Source organism: Hyphomicrobium sp. (genome assembly GCF_036262015.1).
In the GTDB taxonomy this organism is placed as follows: domain Bacteria; phylum Pseudomonadota; class Alphaproteobacteria; order Rhizobiales; family Hyphomicrobiaceae; genus Hyphomicrobium_C.
On record NZ_DATAJR010000004.1, the window covers coordinates 498,067 to 514,372 of the forward strand.

Sequence of the window (16,306 nt, forward strand, 5' to 3'; positions counted from 1 at the left end):
GATTTCAAGCCTGCGCGGGTACAGTCGTAGCCGCTGCTTGCGCTTTCGCAAGCTCGGTGAGCGCACGCCGGTATTCGAAAGGCATGACCTTCTTGAACTTCGGCACGTAGTTCGCCCAGTCGGCAAGGATCGTCTTTGCCTTGGTCGAGTTGGTGTAGTGCGCGTGGCGCACGATGAGCGCGTGCAGCCGCTCAAGATCCTGCTCGCGCATGTCGAGCATGACCTCGGCAAGCTGACGGGTCACTTCACCGTTGCTCTTGGCCAGCTTCTCGATCATCGCCACGTCGATCGCGAGAGACTCGATCTCGACCATCTCTTTGTTGAGACGCGTATCGAGGTCGCCGGCCTCGTCCAGGACGTAGGCGACGCCACCCGACATACCGGCCGCGAAATTGCGTCCCGTCGGACCGAGCACGACGACCACGCCGCCAGTCATGTACTCGCAGCCATGATCGCCCGTACCCTCGACGACCGCATAGGCGCCAGAGTTGCGCACGGCGAAGCGTTCACCGGCGACACCGCGGAAGTAGCACTCGCCGGTGATCGCGCCGTACATCACCGTATTGCCGATGATGATGCTCTGCTCAGGAACGATGCCCGAGAGTGCGCTAGGCCGGACGATGATCTTGCCGCCAGAGAGGCCCTTGCCGACGTAGTCGTTGCCTTCACCGACGAGATCGAGCGTGAGGCCGCGCGCGGCCCAAGCGCCGAAGCTCTGTCCGGCGGTGCCCTTGAACGTCAGCCAGATCGTATCCTCAGGCAGGCCAGCATGGCCGAAGCGCTTGGCGATCTGACCGGAAAGCATGGTGCCGGCCGTGCGATCGGTGTTCTTAATCGTGAACTCTTGCTTCACCGGCTTCTTTGCGTCGAGCGCCGGCATCGCGACCTTGATGAGCTCGTTGTCGAGCACCTTTTCGAGGCCGTGATTTTGCTCTTCGCAATGATAGATCGCCACGCCCTTGGCAGGGTGCGGTTTGTGGAAGACCTTCGAGAAGTCGAGGCCGCGCGCCTTCCAATGATCGATGGCGCGATCCTTGTTGAGCCAGTCGGTCTGGCCGACCATGTCGCTGAATTTGCGGTAGCCCATCGCCGCCATGATCTCCCGTACCTCTTCGGCGACGAAGAAGAAGTAGTTGATGACGTGCTCGGGTTGACCGGTAAAGCGGGCGCGAAGAACCGGGTCCTGTGTCGCGACACCGACCGGGCACGTGTTCAGGTGGCACTTGCGCATCATGATGCAGCCGGCGGCGATCAGCGGCGCCGTCGAGAAACCGAACTCGTCGGCACCGAGCAGCGCGCCGACGATGACGTCACGGCCCGTGCGCAGACCGCCGTCCACCTGAACGGCGATGCGGCCGCGCAGACGGTTCACGACCAGCGTCTGATGTGTCTCGGCGAGGCCGATTTCCCATGGGCTACCGGCGTGCTTCAGCGAGGTGAGCGGAGAAGCGCCCGTGCCGCCTTCGAAGCCGGAGATCGTCACGTGATCGGCGCGCGCCTTGGCAACGCCGGCGGCGACAGTGCCCACACCGACTTCCGACACGAGCTTCACCGACACCAGGCCGTCGGGATTGGTGTTCTTGAGATCGAAGATCAGCTGCGCGAGGTCTTCGATCGAATAGATGTCATGATGCGGAGGCGGCGAGATGAGTCCGACGCCCGGCGTCGAGTGGCGCACCTTGGCGATGGTCGCATCGACCTTGTGCCCAGGCAGCTGGCCACCTTCGCCAGGCTTCGCGCCTTGCGCCATCTTGATCTGCATCATGTCCGAGTTGACGAGGTACTCGGCGGTAACACCGAAGCGGCCCGACGCGACCTGCTTGATTGCCGAGCGCATGCTGTCGCCGTTCGGGAGCGGCTTGAACCGGTCCGCCTCTTCTCCGCCTTCGCCCGTGTTGGACTTGCCGCCGATGCGGTTCATGGCGATCGCGAGCGTGGTGTGCGCTTCGCGCGAGATCGAGCCGAAACTCATCGCACCGGTTGCGAACCGCTTCACGATCTCGGAAGCGGATTCGACCTCGTCCAGCGGAACGGGTTTGCGCCCCATGCTGTCGGCCGAGCGAATGCGGAACATGCCGCGGATCGTGAACAGCTGTTCGGACTGCTCGTTGATGGCACGCGAAAAGTCGCGGAATTTCTGCGGAATCTTGCCATCCTTGGCATCGGCCGGATCGGTCGAGCGAACCGCATGCTGCAGATCGGCGACCACATTCGGCCGCCAGACGTGGGCTTCGCCGCGCACGCGGTAGGCGTAGTCGCCACCCACATCGAGCGCGTTTGCGAGCACCGGCACGTTGCCGAACGCCGCCGCATGGCGGTCGAATGTCTCGCCCGCGATTTCACGCATGCCGATCCCCTCGATCTGGGTATGCGTGCCTGTGAAGTACTTGCGTACGAACGGGGTCCTGAGACCCACGGCGTCGAAGATCTGTGCGCCGCAGTAGGACTGATAGGTCGAGATGCCCATCTTGGCCATGACCTTCAGCAGTGCTTTGCCAATGGCCTTGATGTACTTCTTTTTCACGTCCTCGGGAGTGAGATCCGCGCCAAGCTCCGGTGCCATGACGGCGAGCGTATCGAAGGCAAGGTACGGGTTGATCGCTTCGGCGCCGTAGCCGGCGAGCGTGCAGAACTGATGCACCTCGTGTGCCTCGCCCGTTTCCACGACCAGGCCCACCGACGTACGCAAGCCCTGACGGATCAGGTGATGATGCACGGCACTCGTCGCCAGCAATGACGGGATCGGAATCCGGTTCGGTCCCGTCGCGCGGTCCGAGAGAATGATGATGTTGTAACCACCGGACCGCACGGCCTCTTCGGCCTCGGCACAAATGACGTCGACGGCCGGTGCCATTCCCGACGGGCCCTTCTCGACCGGATACGTGATGTCGATCGTGATGGATGCGAAGTGATTGTCTTTCACCTCGCCGATCTGGCGGATGCGCTCCAGGTCCTCGTTGGTGAGGATGGGCTGCGTCACCTCGAGGCGCTTCACCTTCGAGGTGCCCTCGAGATTGAGAATGTTGGGGCGCGGGCCGATGAACGACACGAGGCTCATGACGAGCTCCTCGCGGATCGAGTCGATCGGCGGGTTCGTCACCTGCGCGAAGTTCTGCTTGAAATAGGTGTGAAGCAGTTTCGACTTGTTGGACAGCGCCGAGATCGGCGAGTCGTTACCCATGGAGCCGATGGCTTCCTCGCCCTTGGCGCCCATCGGGGTCAGGAGAAACTTGAGGCTTTCCTGCGTGTAGCCGAAGGTCTGCTGCAGATCGAGCAAAGCGATATTGCTGCGCCGGGCCTCGCTCTTCTTGTTGGAGAGCGGAAGGTCGGAGACCATGATCTGCGTGCGCTTCACCCAGCTCTCGTAGGGGTGCTTTGCCGAGAGTTCGGCCTTCAGCTCCTCGTCCGAGACGATGCAGCCCTTCTCAAGGTCGATCAGCAGCATCTTGCCGGGCTGCAAGCGCCACTTCTTGACGATGTCCTGTTCCGGCACGACGAGCACGCCGGCTTCCGAGCTCATGACCACCATGCCGTCCTTGGTGACGACATAGCGCGCCGGTCGTAGTCCGTTGCGGTCGAGCGTGGCGCCGATTTGGCGGCCATCGGTAAACGCCATCGCGGCCGGGCCGTCCCACGGCTCCATGAGGCACGCATGATATTCATAGAAGGCACGCCGCTTGGCGTCCATTTGCGGGTTGCCGGCCCACGCCTCGGGGATCAGCATCATGGCGGCATGCGCGAGGCTGTAGCCGCCCATGACCAGGAATTCGAGTGCGTTGTCGAAGCACGCGGTGTCGGACTGGCCCTCGTAGGAAATGGGCCACAGCTTGCTGATGTCGTCGCCGAACAGCGGCGAAGACACGGACGCCTGGCGTGCCGCCATCCAGTTGACGTTGCCGCGCAGCGTGTTGATTTCACCGTTGTGCGCAACCATCCGGTAGGGGTGTGCGAGCCTCCAGGACGGGAAGGTGTTCGTCGAGAAGCGCTGATGCACGAGCGCCATCGCGGAGATGACGCGCGAGTCCGCAAGGTCCTTGTAGTACGAGCCAACCTGATAGGAGAGGAACATCCCCTTATAGACAACCGTACGGCTCGACAGGCTCACCGTGTAGTGGCCGATGTCGCGGCCCTTGTAGGTGTTGTGGGTCGCGTTCGAGACGATCTTGCGCACGAGATAAAGGCGGCGCTCGAACTCCGTCTCGCTCATGCCCTTGGGGCGAGCGATGAAAATCTGACGGTGAACAGGTTCTGTCGCACGGACGAGTTCAGAGAGGCAGGAGTTGTCGACCGGCACCGCGCGCCAGCCAAGAAGTTCGAGGCCTTCTTCGCGCAGGATGCGCGTCCACACGCCCTGACAATGCAAGTCGAGGCGCTCATCCTGAGGCATGAAGACCTGACCGACCGCGTAGTGCTGCGGCTCGGGAAGCTTGAAACCGATCTTCGCGCATTCCTCGCTGAAGAACGCGTGCGGGATCTGAATGAGCATGCCAGCGCCGTCACCTGCCAGCGGGTCGGCTCCAACAGCGCCGCGATGCTCGAGATTGCACAGCATTTTGATCGCGTCGGAAATCACGCGATGCGACTTCTCGCCCTTGAGATTGGCAATGAAACCGACGCCGCAGGCATCACGTTCGAAGGCAGGGTCGAAAAGGCCCTGAGCTTCCGGACGCTCGAAGCTGCCGTTCATGGGCGTGACGTTGGTCATAGGCGTAGTCCTCGGGTGATCAAGGCAATCCGGCAGCATCTGGCGCCGGCTTTGTGGCATCGGCGCAAATCTGTGCGCTCGCGATGCTTCGTACGTGTGCCCGCGCCGAGTCGACGGCGCTAGACGATATCCTGCACAGGATAGGCCGCCCGGTCATCCGGGGGGCAACCGCTCACGAGACGTGACAGTTTCGCGACCACCGCAATCAATCTCCGCCAACGCTGGCAACCGCATGGGCCAAGCGCCGTTCGATGCCGAAAGGGCAAAAAGACTGCCCACGTCCAACTTAACGTAGGAGCCAAGATCCGCACAAAGGACAGCAATGCTGACCTTTTAAAGGAATGTTGCAGATTTTTCCCTGCAACACAAGCGGCATTGAAGACGGCAAGACGTCAAAAAAAGGCGGCGGCAAAAATGCCGCCGCCCAGTGGGACGGGAACCATCCTGGGAGGTGTCTGGTATCCGCCTTAGGAAGTCTGTGCCTCGAGGTGTTTCGGGGTGACGCTTGAACCGATGGGGATCGTCCGCGGGCGCATGCGCTCCGGGATGTTCCGCACGAGGTCAACATTGAGAAGACCATCTTTGAGATCAGCGCCCTTCACCTCCACATAGTCGGCGAGCTGGAACCGGCGCTCGAAGCTTCGGCTCGCAATCCCGCGATGCAGATAGCGGCGCTCGCTGCCTTCTGCCGGCTCGGGCTTCTTCTCGCCGCGGACCGTAAGCGTACTTTCCTTCACGTCGACTTTGATTTCGTCGGATGCGAAGCCGGCGACAGCCATGGTGATGCGATACTCGTTATCGCCGAGGCGCTCGATGTTGTAGGGCGGGTAGGGCGCATCGACGTCTCCGCCCGTGACGCTGTCGAGAAGCTGCGCAAAGCGGTCGAAACCGACGGTGGAGCGATAGAGGGGGGCCAAATCGAAATGTCGCATGACGTTAGTCCTCCTAAAGAAGCGACTGGTTGGGATCCGCCCGTCGTGGGCCGGATCTCTCAGTGAAGCGCACCCGCATGGGGCGTGCGCACCAGAGGATTTAGGTGCAGTCGAGAGGGCTTCAAGGGGGGACTTAGCGACAAGTTTGAGAGCACGAGGCCGATTGGCCACCCCGCCGAAAATGTTCGCGAAAACCAAATGCCTTCATCTGGCGTTCATGTGCGGGCGCCGAAATTGAGAGGCACTTTTGGCGTCCTTCCCAGACGTTCAAGTCCGCATCGACATCGGAGTTAGCCATGAAAGCGTCACCCATGAAGGCTTGCCTCGTAACGGCGGCCGTCGTGATCTCTGCGCTGCCGCTGGCACGCGTCGCGTCTGCTGCCGATCTCTATGGAGAAAGCTATGCGGAGCCCCCCTATGATGACGGCGGACAATATGGGGACGAGGGCTACGACGACCGCGAGCCGCCGCCGCAGGACCGCTATGGCGAAGCTCCCTATCGGCGCGGACCGGGCGAGTCTCTGCCTGGATCGATCAAGGACGGCTATCCCGTGCCCGTCCCTCCGCCGCGCTACGGTGAGCGCGCACCGGAGCGTTATGTACCGGCGCGTCCTGAGCGTTATGCGTGCCTCGATCGCTGGCAGATCAGACAGCAACTTCGGCGCGATGGCTGGGTCGACATCCGTCCTATGGGCGGGGAAGGCGGAATCGTAAGCATTCGAGCGCGTCGTTTTGACTCAGGGCGCGTATTTCAGCTTCGCGTCGACCGCTGCTCCGGCTCGGTCCTTGCCGCGCGACCTCAGTACTTGAGAACGTTCGCCTATCGCGACTGGCGCTGGGACCGCGGCTACTAGCCTGAACCCCTAGAACCAGAACTGGGCCGGAGCCCCGACGTGTTCTCGGCTCTTCTCTTGCATGCAAGACCATGATCGCTTTGGACCCTAGTCGCCCCGATCGCCGCGCCGCCTATCAGGCGCGGCGTGAATTGGCGGCGCAGGAAAAGTCCGAAGCGTGAATCATCGGTCTCATCAATGACCTGGAGCGTGATTTCGATTCAATCAGAAACAATCACGCTCCAGATGCCGCGTGCCGCTCCCGGTGCTATCTTCCGGGAGTGATTTGCGAAGCGGGGTCTGAAGCATGAAGCTCGTAGCGCTGGCCAAGAATCCGGTGCCAGGCGGTGCCGTCCCCGGCGAGCTCAAAGCCAGTGACGGCACGCGCTTGCGGTTCGTGCGCTGGGACGCGACGCGCGGCCCGCGACGCGGGACAGTCTGCCTGTTCGGCGGGCGCGGCGAGTTCGCCGAAAAATATTTCGAAGTGGTCGCCGATCTGCGCCGGCGTGGCTTTGCCGTCGCCACAATGGACTGGCGCGGACAGGGCGGTTCCTCTCGCCCGCTTGCCGATCCTCGCAAGGGGCACGTCAACTCCTTCAGCGAATACGATCGCGACCTCACGCTCTTCATGAAGGAGATCGTGTTGCCGGATTGTCCGCCGCCCTTTATGGCGCTGGGGCATTCCATGGGCGCCAACATTCTCCTGCGCAATGCCGGCCGTCCGGGTTCGTGGTTCGAGCGCATGATTCTGTCCGCGCCGATGATCGCCTTTGCTGACAACAAGGTTGGCTATCCGCAGTCGATTGCGCGCGCTTACGCGGAAGCGGGCTGTCTGCTGGGGTTCGGTCGCAGCTACGTCAAAGGGGGATCCGACGTTGTGGTCGAGCAGGGCCCGTTCGAAGGCAATCAGCTGACCTCCGATCGTGAACGCTGGTATCGCAACAAATCGGTGCTCGATACCAATCCTGCACTGGGACTTGGCTCGCCGACAGTTGGTTGGCTCCGCGCGGCCTATCGGTCCATGGGGCTTGTTTCCGCGCCGGACTATGCGGGCTCCGTTCGGGTCCCCATGATGATCTTCGTTGCCGGAAAGGACGAGATCGTGTCCTCGCGCGCCATTGAGGATTTCGCCGTCGGCCTCAAGGTCGGAACGCATGTGCTGCTTCCGTCTGCGCGCCACGAAATCCTGCAGGAGGCGGATTCGATCCGCCTGCGTTTCTGGGCCGCGTTCGACGCCTACATGGGGCTCGACGAACGCGTCGCCTAACGCTTCAGCGATTGAGCAGCTTGAGCGCGCGGGCATGCAGCGCCGGGTCGCCCGACGCAACGATACGCCCGCCGGCTGTAGCGGGACGACCGTCCCACGTCGTGATGCGGCCGCCGGCGCGTTCGACGATGGGGATCAGCGCGACCACGTCATAGCTCTTCAACCCTGCTTCCACGACGAGATCGACGAAACCCGCTGCGAGCAAGCAATAGGCGTAGCAGTCCCCGCCATAGCGGGTCATGCGGACAGCCCGCTTGACGCGCCCGAAGCCGTCTTCCTCTGCGCCACGTTCAAAGAGATCCGGGCTCGTCGTCATCATCAGCGCGTCCGAGAGTTGCGGACAGGCTCGCGTCCGCAGCTTGCGCGGCTTGCCTGATGCTTCGCGGAGGTAGGAAGCCTTCTCTGCCGACCAGTAGCGTTCGCGAGTGAACGGCTGGTCCATCATGCCGAGCACAGGCGTGCCCTCGTGCAGCAGACCGATCAGCGTGCCCCACATCGGCGTGCCCGTGATGAACGAGCGCGTTCCGTCGATGGGATCAATGATCCATTGCAAAGGCGAGTCGGGGCGCTCGCTCCCGAACTCTTCCCCGACGATGCCGTGCCCCGGAGCGCGTTGGCGAATCAAGCGCGAGATGGCCCGCTCAGCGCCCTGATCGGCTTTCGTGACCGGATCGAACGCATCGGCCGATGCCTTGTTGGCGACTGCGATCGTTTTGCGAAATTGCGGCCGTATCACTGCGCCCGACCTATCGGCCAAATCATGGGCGAGGGCGAGAAGAGGTGAAAACCGCGAACCGGTCGGGAAAGTCACGATTATTATCCAAGGCTTAAGTTGAGGCGTATGTAACCGAGTTACGGCAGGAAGCAACCCGAATGAGAATTACATCTATTCCGAGTAGAAGTGTTGCTTGAACGTTTCCTGTTGCGGGTCCGCATCATATTCACTGCAAATACTGACGCAGAACATCCGTAAGTTGCCGCAAGAGACGAACAGGCGCATACCGATTGTGCGGTTTCGAAGGAGCACTTCTTCGCCACCGCAGCCCAATACGGGCGTTTCCTCCCTAGACTTGGGCCGTTCGCTCGCTCGAACGGCCTCTTTTTGGAGGAAGCCTCATCACCTCAAGCAAACTGCCTATATGTCGAGCTGCCGGGGCCGTGCCCGTGCGCTGATCTTCGCGCTTGTAATGGCAGCTCTGCAGTTTTTGCACTTTCCTTTCTGAAACGTACATCCGATATTTTGCAGTGCGACATCAGTCGAGCTGGGCTCGACCTGTCGCAGCCCTCCTTGGGCGTTTCCTCCCTAGACTTGGGCCGTCCGTACCTGGACGGCCCTTTTTTTGTCCTGGCGGGACGTGCGACGCTTCAACGCACAGAAACAAAAGAGAAATTTCGACGCACCTTGGCGCGGCTGCCGGTGGCCGGTTCAGTGTTACCGATCGGTACTAGTATCTCAACAACTTAGCGCGCCGCAGCAATAATATAGAATCACCACCTTGTAGTTTGCGGCATTGCAACATAAGTTTGGATCGTGAGATCGGGCATGGCCAAGCGGTCGTCCCCGGGATCACGAGCCCTCCTTGGGCGTTTCCTCCCTAGACTTGGGCCGTCCATTTGGGCGGCCTTTTTTTTGCGAGCTTCGGAGAGCGGCTTTCCGGCGGACCTATTCCGCGGCGGCGCGCTGTTCGAGGAGCGCGGGAAGCGACGCGAACAGCATGCCGGCGATCCGCGTCAAGTCGTGTTTGAGAGGACCGAAGCCGCGCGTGGGGGTCAGTCGAGCCTCGTCCAGGTACAGTGCGCGGTTAATCTCGATTTGCACCGCCTGTACACCGCGATACGGTCGCCCGTAGTGCTCCGTGATGTAGCCGCCGGCATAGGGACGGTTGAGCTGCACGTCATATCCCTCGGCGACAAGCGTATCTCGCAGATAGCGTGTCAGCTTCGGATCGCACGCAGCACCAAAACGATCGCCCAAGACGAAGTCGGGACGCGGACCGCTGCTCTGGGTCATCTGCGCCGACGGCATCGAGTGGCAATCGATAAGAATGGCGTAGCCGAATTGCGCCTTGGTCTGGGCAATCAAGCCCTGTAGCGCTTCGTGGAAGGGGAAGTACAACTGATCGATACGCTCGAGCGCTTCGTTGACGGCGATCCGCGAGCGATAGATTTCTTCCCCGTCAGCGACGATGCGCGCGATCGTGCCGAGACCGCCGACGACGCGCACGGATTGGCTGTTTGCATAGTCGGGCAGGGGATCGGCGAACAGCTCCGGATCGAGCTCGTACGGCTCGCGGTTGACGTCGAGATACGCGCGCGGAAAACGCGCAGAGATGAGGGGCACACCCAACTCGGCGGCGCCCAGGAACAGTTCGTCGACGAAACAATCCTCGGATTTCCGCAATGTCATCGGATCCAGACGAGACTGGTCGAGAAATGCGCGCGGATAGATGCGGCCCGAATGAGGAGAGCACAGCACGAATGGGGCACTCTGAGCCTGTGGAGCGAGGATAGTGAACGGCGGCTCGAGTTCGGCGCTGATAGGGGAGAAGTTGGGCGCGGTCATCTGATCCTGTTTACGACAAGGGCCTCATCGCATCCTGCGTGTCTCATGTTGGCACGTCTAACGCGCCGCTCTCCATATTTGCCGAAGCGGCCCGACGACGCAGAGACGCGGCAGGAATGGAGCAGTGTGCCAACCTCGAACATTGCTGTCCACGGCGCGTGCGCCATTTCTCGTGCCCGTCCCTGGAAAAAGTGCTTTAAACTGGGTTTTCAGCCTCTCCTGGCCCAGCTCTTGCTCTACTTTCGCAGTAGCGCACAGTTGAGCTGTGGCTTCACCTTACGTTTACCAAACTGGCGTCAGATTCATGTGCGCTCTGGCGCTTCCATCGATAAGTAGACATTCCGAGTATAAAATCCAATGACCGCCAAGCCCTCTCGTGTGCCGATGTGCAGAATTTTGCTGGCTGAGGACGATGACTCCATGCGCGGCTTTCTTGAGCGTGCATTGGGCAAGGCCGGTTACGAGGTCATCTCGTTTGCAAACGGCGAAGAGGCCTATGAGCGCATCCAGCAGGAGCCGTTCACCCTGCTGCTGACCGACATTGTCATGCCGCGCATGGATGGCATCGAGCTCGCCAGAAGGGCTGCGGAGATTGATCCCGAGCTCAAGATCATGTTCATCACAGGTTTCGCGGCCGTGATCCTGAATAACGAGACCACCGCGCCCAAGGAGGCGCGCGTGCTCTCGAAACCCTTCCACCTCAAGGACCTTGTGCGTGAGGTCGAGCGGCTGCTAGCCGCCTGAAATCCAGGCTTTTCAGGGGAATCCGCCCCCGGCTGCGACGCCTTCGCGGATAATTGGTTTCCTCCCTTGCCTCCTAGAGGCAATGCCAGTATAGGAGGCGCTTCCGAATGACTTTCCCGGCACGGATGGGCACTTAGCTCAGCGGTAGAGCACTACCTTGACATGGTAGGGGTCAGAGGTTCGATCCCTCTAGTGCCCACCATCCGCCTGGCCCGCAAACGGTGTACGACAATGAAAGTAAGAAACTCTCTCAAGTCCCTGCGGTCGCGTCATCGCGACAACCGCCTTGTGCGCCGCAAGGGTCGCATCTACGTGATCAACAAGACCCAGCGTCGCTTCAAGGCGCGCCAGGGCTAGTCACGCGCGATTCCAAAGTTAGCGAATGGAATATCCGCCCGGCACCGAGTGAGGTGTGCGGGCGGTTTTGCTTGCCAATTTCGATTTGGCATTCGGCGCCTTTGACGCATGAGCCCTAGGTCCCTATCTTCGGCGCATGACATCTTCGAACACTCGACGCCGCGTAAGCGGCCTTATCTCCGTGGCGCTGGTAACTGCAGCGGCTCCGGCGAACGTATGGGCCCAAACGGGTCTTACTTTGCCGGACGAGCCACGTGCCGTTCCGGCACCGGTTCCTGCGCCGGCTCCAAGCCCGGCTCCGGAGTCTCGCGGTCTTCCGCAGGGCCAGAAGGGCGCTCCTCAGAAGGAAGCCCAGGAAGACACGCCCGCGCAGCGTACCAAGCTTCTCGATGAGCTTTACGCGCGCCTGGCGACCGCGCCCGACGAGACGACCGCAGCTGAAATCGCTGCCGCCGTTGAACAGCTCTGGCAGCATTCGGGAAGTGCAACAGCGGATCTCTTGGTTGCGCGCGCGACCGCAGCCACCGAAGTGCAGCGCCGTGACCTCGCGATGCAGCTCCTGAATGCGGCTGTCGAGCTGCAGCCGGATTACGCTGAGGCTTGGAACCGGCGCGCTTATCTCTTTTACCTGCAGAATGACTACAAACGCGCCCTCGGCGACCTGCGCCGCGTCCTGGCGCTTGAGCCGCACCACTATAAGGCGCTCGAAGGGCTGGCCAACATCCTGCAGCATCTCGGTGAGAAGAAAGCCGCACTGGAAGCTTACGAAAGCCTGCTCAAAGTGAATCCGAACATGCCGGGTGCCAAGAAGGCGCGCGACGAGCTCAAGATCGAGGTCGAGGGGCAGGGGATCTAGCGCCGTCCAGAGCCACAAATGAAAATCCCGGACGCGCAGGAAGCGCTCCGGGATAATCACGACAGCGGTGCGCAAGCAAATCCGCTAAGGCGCGATCTTCGGCGGTGTGCGCCGCTCGACCGGCACCTTGCCGCCCGTCGGCACATAGTCCGGGCTGTGGCCGTCGGGGAGGCCATGCTCGTCGACGAAGGCAAGGCGGATCATATTGGTCGCGCCAGGCGAACCGAGCGGCACGCCGCAGGTGATGACCACACCCTGGCCCGGCTTCACGAAGCCCCCTTCGTAGGCAATGCGCGTCGCTTTGCGCACCATGTCCGCGAGATCTTCCGGATCGCCTGTGAGAACCGTCTCGATGCCCCACACCAAGGCAAGCCGCTGCGCCGTGCGCGCGATCGGTGTTAGGCCGATAACCGGCAGGTTCGGACGCTCGCGCGCAACGCGAAGCGCCGTCGAGCCAGTGGCCGTGTAGCACAGGATCGCGGCGACTTTGACTGTCTGCGAGATCGCATGCGCAGCCGCCGCGATGGCGTCGGCGCCGGTCGGCATGGGCGGAAACTCGATGGCGTGAATGAATGCATCGTAGCTCGGGTCGCGTTCGACCTCGTGCGCGATACGGCTCATCATCTCGATCGTTTCGACCGGATACTGGCCGACAGCGGATTCACCCGAGAGCATGATCGCGTCCGCGCCGTCGAACACGGCCGTTGCGACGTCGGACACTTCTGCGCGCGTCGGCATCGGCGACGACGTCATGCTTTCGAGCATCTGCGTCGCAACGACGATCGGTTTGCCTGCAGCACGGGCTTTGCGCGTGATGTACTTCTGCAAACCGGGCACACGCTCGACAGGCAGTTCGACACCGAGATCGCCACGAGCCACCATGAAGGCGTCGCCGGCTGCGATGATGTCGTCGATCTCGTCGATCGCAGAGGGCTTCTCGATCTTGGCCAGCACGGCGGCCCGGCCGTCGATAATGGCTTTGGCCTCGATGATGTCCTCGGCGCGCTGGACGAACGAAAGCGCGATCCAATCCGCGCCGAGCTTCAGCGCCAGATCGAGATCCTTGCGGTCTTTCTCGGTCAGCGGGCTGATGGGCAGCACGGTGTCGGGCATGCTGATGCCCTTGCGGCTCGACATGATGCCGCCGGTCACGACCTCGGCAACGATGCTTTTTCCGTCGACCTCAACGACGCGCATACGCAACTTGCCGTCGTCAATCAGGAGCATGTGCCCCGGTTTGACCGCGTCGAAGATGGCGGGATGGGGCAGGCTCACGCGCTGGGATGTGCCCGGCACGCCCGTCTGGTCGAACCGGAAATGCTCGCCCGCCTGGACGAGGGCTCGTCCGTCGACGAACTCTCCGAGGCGAAACTTGGGCCCCTGAAGGTCGCACAGAACGCCGATCGAGCAGCGGTGCTTAGCCGCGACATCGCGGATCGCACGGACCAGCGTATGGGCCGTTTCCGGGCTCGAGTGGCTCATGTTGATGCGAAAAACGTCGGCTCCCGCAAGAAAGAGGCGTTCGATCACCTCGGGAGCGGAAGACGCGGGTCCTAGCGTCGCGACGATCTTGACCCGCCTTTTGCGTCTCATTTGTCTTTTGCCTCTTTATTATCCGGATCGGTGAGGCGGACCGTCCACTCTTTTGCCTCTCCGGTGTCGACTTCAAAAAAGCCCGTGCGCTTATAGCCGCGTTTCGGGCAATCCTGAACACCCCGGATGGAGAAAGACTTGTCGGCGGTGCACATGAAGTTGGTACCCGCCCATTCACCGCCGCGATCGTAATCAACGGCGTGCACGTAGATAAACCGGCTCGGCACCGCCCCTTTCAAGAGGGTTTCGCAGGACTGCGACGCGATGTTCCACCACCCCTCGGTCGCCCAACCGTCCGGGTCCTGATAGCCGATCGACACCCCCACACGGCCGTGCGTGGCATTGCAGAACTTGAGGTCTGCCATGGCAAGCCGGGGCGAGACGGACAGTAGGATGGCCGCTGCGATCGGCAGGGGGAGGGCTTTGCGTATCATGGTTTCACGGGTGTCGCTGAGACGCGCATAGGAACCCGGCGCGACCGCCTTGCTGGGAAGGCGAAACGTTGGCAATGAAAGCGGCAGCTTTGAGGTTGGAGAGGGCGAGCCCCCCGAAGGCCGCGCCATTCAATGCCGGGACGTGACTTTGTGCAACCCCTGTTGGAGGGCGCAGCCACGGAAAGGGAAAGGTGTCGATGCGACCCGAAATGGCGTTTGACGAAGCCCAGCCCCGTTTGGCCGAAGGGCTGAACCGCTTGCCGGGCCGGCTGGACGTGGGAGTTGTTCTGCTGTGCGATCATGCGGAAAACACGTTGCCGGGAGAATACGGCGCATTGGGTTTGCCCCCATCCGAGCTTCAGCGCCACATCGCTTACGACATCGGTGCGAAAGGTGTGACCGAACGGCTGGCGGCTTCGCTGGGGGCACCCGCCGTCATGACACGGCTGTCCCGCCTCCTGATAGACTGCAATCGTGGCGAGGATGACCCTACGCTCATCATGCGCTTTTCGGATGGCGCGATCGTCCCCGGCAATCGCGTGTTGAGCACCGAGGAGCGCGCAAAACGCATAGGGCGCTACTACCGTCCCTATCACGCCGAAATCGCGAACCTCATAGATCATACGTTGAACAAAGGCGTGATCCCGATCCTCCTCTCGGTTCATAGCTTCACGCCGGGCTGGCGCGGGGTCGCGCGACCCTGGCATGCGGCGGTGCTCTGGGACAAGGACCCGCGCCTTGCCGTCCCGCTGCTCCAGGAGTTGAGAAAGGATCCGACATCGGTCGTTGGAGACAACGAGCCCTACTCGGGACGTCTCAAGGGGGACTGCCTCTGGCGCCACGGAACTTCGCGCGGCCTTGCTCACGCCATCGTCGAAATCCGCCAAGACCTCATCGTTTCCGAAGAGGGACAAGCCGAATGGGCGCAAAGACTCGCGGAAGCGCTGCGGAACATCCTTGCACAGGCCAATACAAATGCCGATTTAAGGCGGGTTCAGCACTACGGATCTCACACCGATTGAAAGGAAGAGCGGATGGCCGACATTGACCCAAAGACGACCGTCGAGCTGGAAGCCGCCGCCTATCGCCGCCTCGTCGCGCATTTGCGGGAGCGCACGGACGTCCAGAACATCGATCTGATGAATCTCGCCGGCTTCTGCCGGAACTGCCTCTCCAACTGGTACAAGGAAGCAGCGGACGAACGCGGTATCGCGCTCACGAAAGACGATGCCCGCGAGATTGTCTACGGTATGCCGTACAAGGAATGGCAGGCAAAATATCAGACGGAAGCTTCGCCTCAGGCCGCGGCAGCCTTCGCAAAGAACACGCCGCACGCGAAAGAGTGAGTCGCGCCCGCGCTCCATTCTCATCCACAGGAAATAATCTCTCTGGATGAAGCCGCCCCTCGCCTTGCCGCTGTGCCGTCCGGAGCCTAGCCTCCGCTTCATACGGGATCTGCAACCGGTGGATCCACGATGAGGATGAAGTGGGGGTAAAGGCATGACGACGCTTCAGGCTTCTGCGCAGAAGCAGCTTCGGCAGATGATCGAGAGCATCGAGCGTCTTGAGGAAGAGAAGAAGGCTCTGTCGGGCGACATTCGCGACAAGTATCTCGAAGCCAAAGGCCTCGGTTTCGACGTGAAGATTCTTCGACAGGTCGTTCGGCTGCGCAAGAAGAGCCAGACCGAGCGGGAGGAAGAGGAAAGCGTGCTCGAAGTCTATCTGCACGCGCTGGGCATGCTGGAGGGCGGCATGTCGGCGGACGCAGAGGCGGCAGCAGATCGCATGATCGCCGCCGAGTAAAACCCGCGCGCGAACGCAATATTGAGGGAAATAAAACGTCTCGGGCCGCTTCGGCGCACGGCCCGAGACGCTAACGACGAGGTGAAACCTGAGTTTCTCCTGCCGTATCCGGGAATGTTTTCCAACAATCGCGCTGTTCACGATCGTTTGTACTCTGCGACCATAGACCTCGGCAGAGATCAGGGCTAATCGTTATTTGTTTCTCTCCTGATCAGGTCG

Annotated in this window: 14 protein-coding genes and 1 tRNA gene; 9 read left to right on the plus strand and 6 right to left on the minus strand. The window is 61.5% G+C overall.

Translation table 11 applies throughout. From position 1 onward, the window contains the following. Positions 1-4: 4 nt before the first annotated feature. Both gltB and VHO05_RS03350 read right to left on the minus strand, forming a co-directional pair. Positions 5-4,705, minus strand: coding sequence for a glutamate synthase large subunit (gene gltB / locus VHO05_RS03345; RefSeq protein ID WP_329645197.1), 4,701 nt, complete (start codon positions 4,703-4,705; stop codon positions 5-7). 467 nt (positions 4,706-5,172) lie between these two features. Beyond that, on the minus strand, positions 5,173-5,637 hold the full coding sequence (locus VHO05_RS03350) for an Hsp20 family protein (RefSeq protein WP_329645198.1): 465 nt from the start codon (positions 5,635-5,637) through the stop codon (positions 5,173-5,175). Between the two features lie 296 nt (positions 5,638-5,933). On the opposite strand from VHO05_RS03350, the gene VHO05_RS03355 reads away from it, so the two are divergent. Next, positions 5,934-6,491: a hypothetical protein gene (locus tag VHO05_RS03355; RefSeq protein WP_329645199.1), complete on the plus strand. Its 558-nt coding sequence runs from the start codon at positions 5,934-5,936 to the stop codon at positions 6,489-6,491. A gap of 286 nt (positions 6,492-6,777) precedes the next feature. Further along, complete coding sequence (locus tag VHO05_RS03360) at positions 6,778-7,737, plus strand: alpha/beta hydrolase (protein WP_329645200.1); 960 nt, start codon at positions 6,778-6,780, stop codon at positions 7,735-7,737. 4 nt (positions 7,738-7,741) lie between these two features. Here the strand turns inward: VHO05_RS03360 and hisN are convergent, their stop codons facing one another. Both hisN and VHO05_RS03370 read right to left on the minus strand, forming a co-directional pair. Continuing rightward, complete coding sequence (hisN, locus tag VHO05_RS03365; RefSeq protein ID WP_329645201.1) at positions 7,742-8,548, minus strand: histidinol-phosphatase; 807 nt, start codon at positions 8,546-8,548, stop codon at positions 7,742-7,744. 852 nt (positions 8,549-9,400) lie between these two features. Beyond that, positions 9,401-10,300 (minus strand): N-formylglutamate amidohydrolase, encoded by a 900-nt coding sequence (locus tag VHO05_RS03370; protein ID WP_329645202.1) that lies wholly within the window; start codon positions 10,298-10,300, stop codon positions 9,401-9,403. Positions 10,301-10,684: 384 nt separating this feature from the next. Between VHO05_RS03370 and cpdR the strand changes: the two genes are divergently transcribed. The 4 genes from cpdR (at position 10,685) to VHO05_RS03390 (ending at position 12,257) form a co-directional block, all read left to right on the plus strand. Further along, on the plus strand, positions 10,685-11,044 hold the full coding sequence (gene cpdR, locus VHO05_RS03375) for a cell cycle two-component system response regulator CpdR (RefSeq protein WP_329645422.1): 360 nt from the start codon (positions 10,685-10,687) through the stop codon (positions 11,042-11,044). 127 nt (positions 11,045-11,171) lie between these two features. Then, positions 11,172-11,246: transfer RNA gene (locus VHO05_RS03380), tRNA-Val, on the plus strand. Positions 11,247-11,275: 29 nt separating this feature from the next. Next, positions 11,276-11,401 (plus strand): type B 50S ribosomal protein L36, encoded by a 126-nt coding sequence (gene ykgO, locus VHO05_RS03385; protein WP_009799155.1) that lies wholly within the window; start codon positions 11,276-11,278, stop codon positions 11,399-11,401. A 136-nt stretch (positions 11,402-11,537) separates the two neighbouring features. Next, complete coding sequence (locus VHO05_RS03390) at positions 11,538-12,257, plus strand: tetratricopeptide repeat protein (RefSeq protein ID WP_329645203.1); 720 nt, start codon at positions 11,538-11,540, stop codon at positions 12,255-12,257. An 84-nt stretch (positions 12,258-12,341) separates the two neighbouring features. Here the strand turns inward: VHO05_RS03390 and pyk are convergent, their stop codons facing one another. Further along, a complete protein-coding gene (gene pyk / locus VHO05_RS03395; RefSeq protein ID WP_329645204.1) occupies positions 12,342-13,850 on the minus strand; it encodes a pyruvate kinase in 1,509 nt (502 codons plus the stop codon). After that, a complete protein-coding gene (locus VHO05_RS03400) occupies positions 13,847-14,284 on the minus strand; it encodes a DUF1036 domain-containing protein (protein ID WP_329645205.1) in 438 nt (145 codons plus the stop codon). The genes pyk and VHO05_RS03400 overlap by 4 nt, the downstream gene beginning before the upstream one ends. Positions 14,285-14,481: 197 nt before the next feature. Here VHO05_RS03400 and VHO05_RS03405 point away from each other — a divergent pair, with 197 nt between their 5' ends. The 3 genes from VHO05_RS03405 (at position 14,482) to VHO05_RS03415 (ending at position 16,087) form a co-directional block, all read left to right on the plus strand. After that, a complete protein-coding gene (locus tag VHO05_RS03405) occupies positions 14,482-15,306 on the plus strand; it encodes an N-formylglutamate amidohydrolase (RefSeq protein WP_329645206.1) in 825 nt (274 codons plus the stop codon). A gap of 12 nt (positions 15,307-15,318) precedes the next feature. Next, the gene (locus VHO05_RS03410; protein WP_329645207.1) at positions 15,319-15,630 is read left to right on the plus strand and encodes a DUF1244 domain-containing protein; all 312 of its coding nucleotides are present in this window, start codon (positions 15,319-15,321) and stop codon (positions 15,628-15,630) included. A gap of 154 nt (positions 15,631-15,784) precedes the next feature. Then, positions 15,785-16,087 (plus strand): DUF2312 domain-containing protein, encoded by a 303-nt coding sequence (locus tag VHO05_RS03415; RefSeq protein ID WP_329645208.1) that lies wholly within the window; start codon positions 15,785-15,787, stop codon positions 16,085-16,087. Positions 16,088-16,306 lie beyond the last annotated feature (219 nt).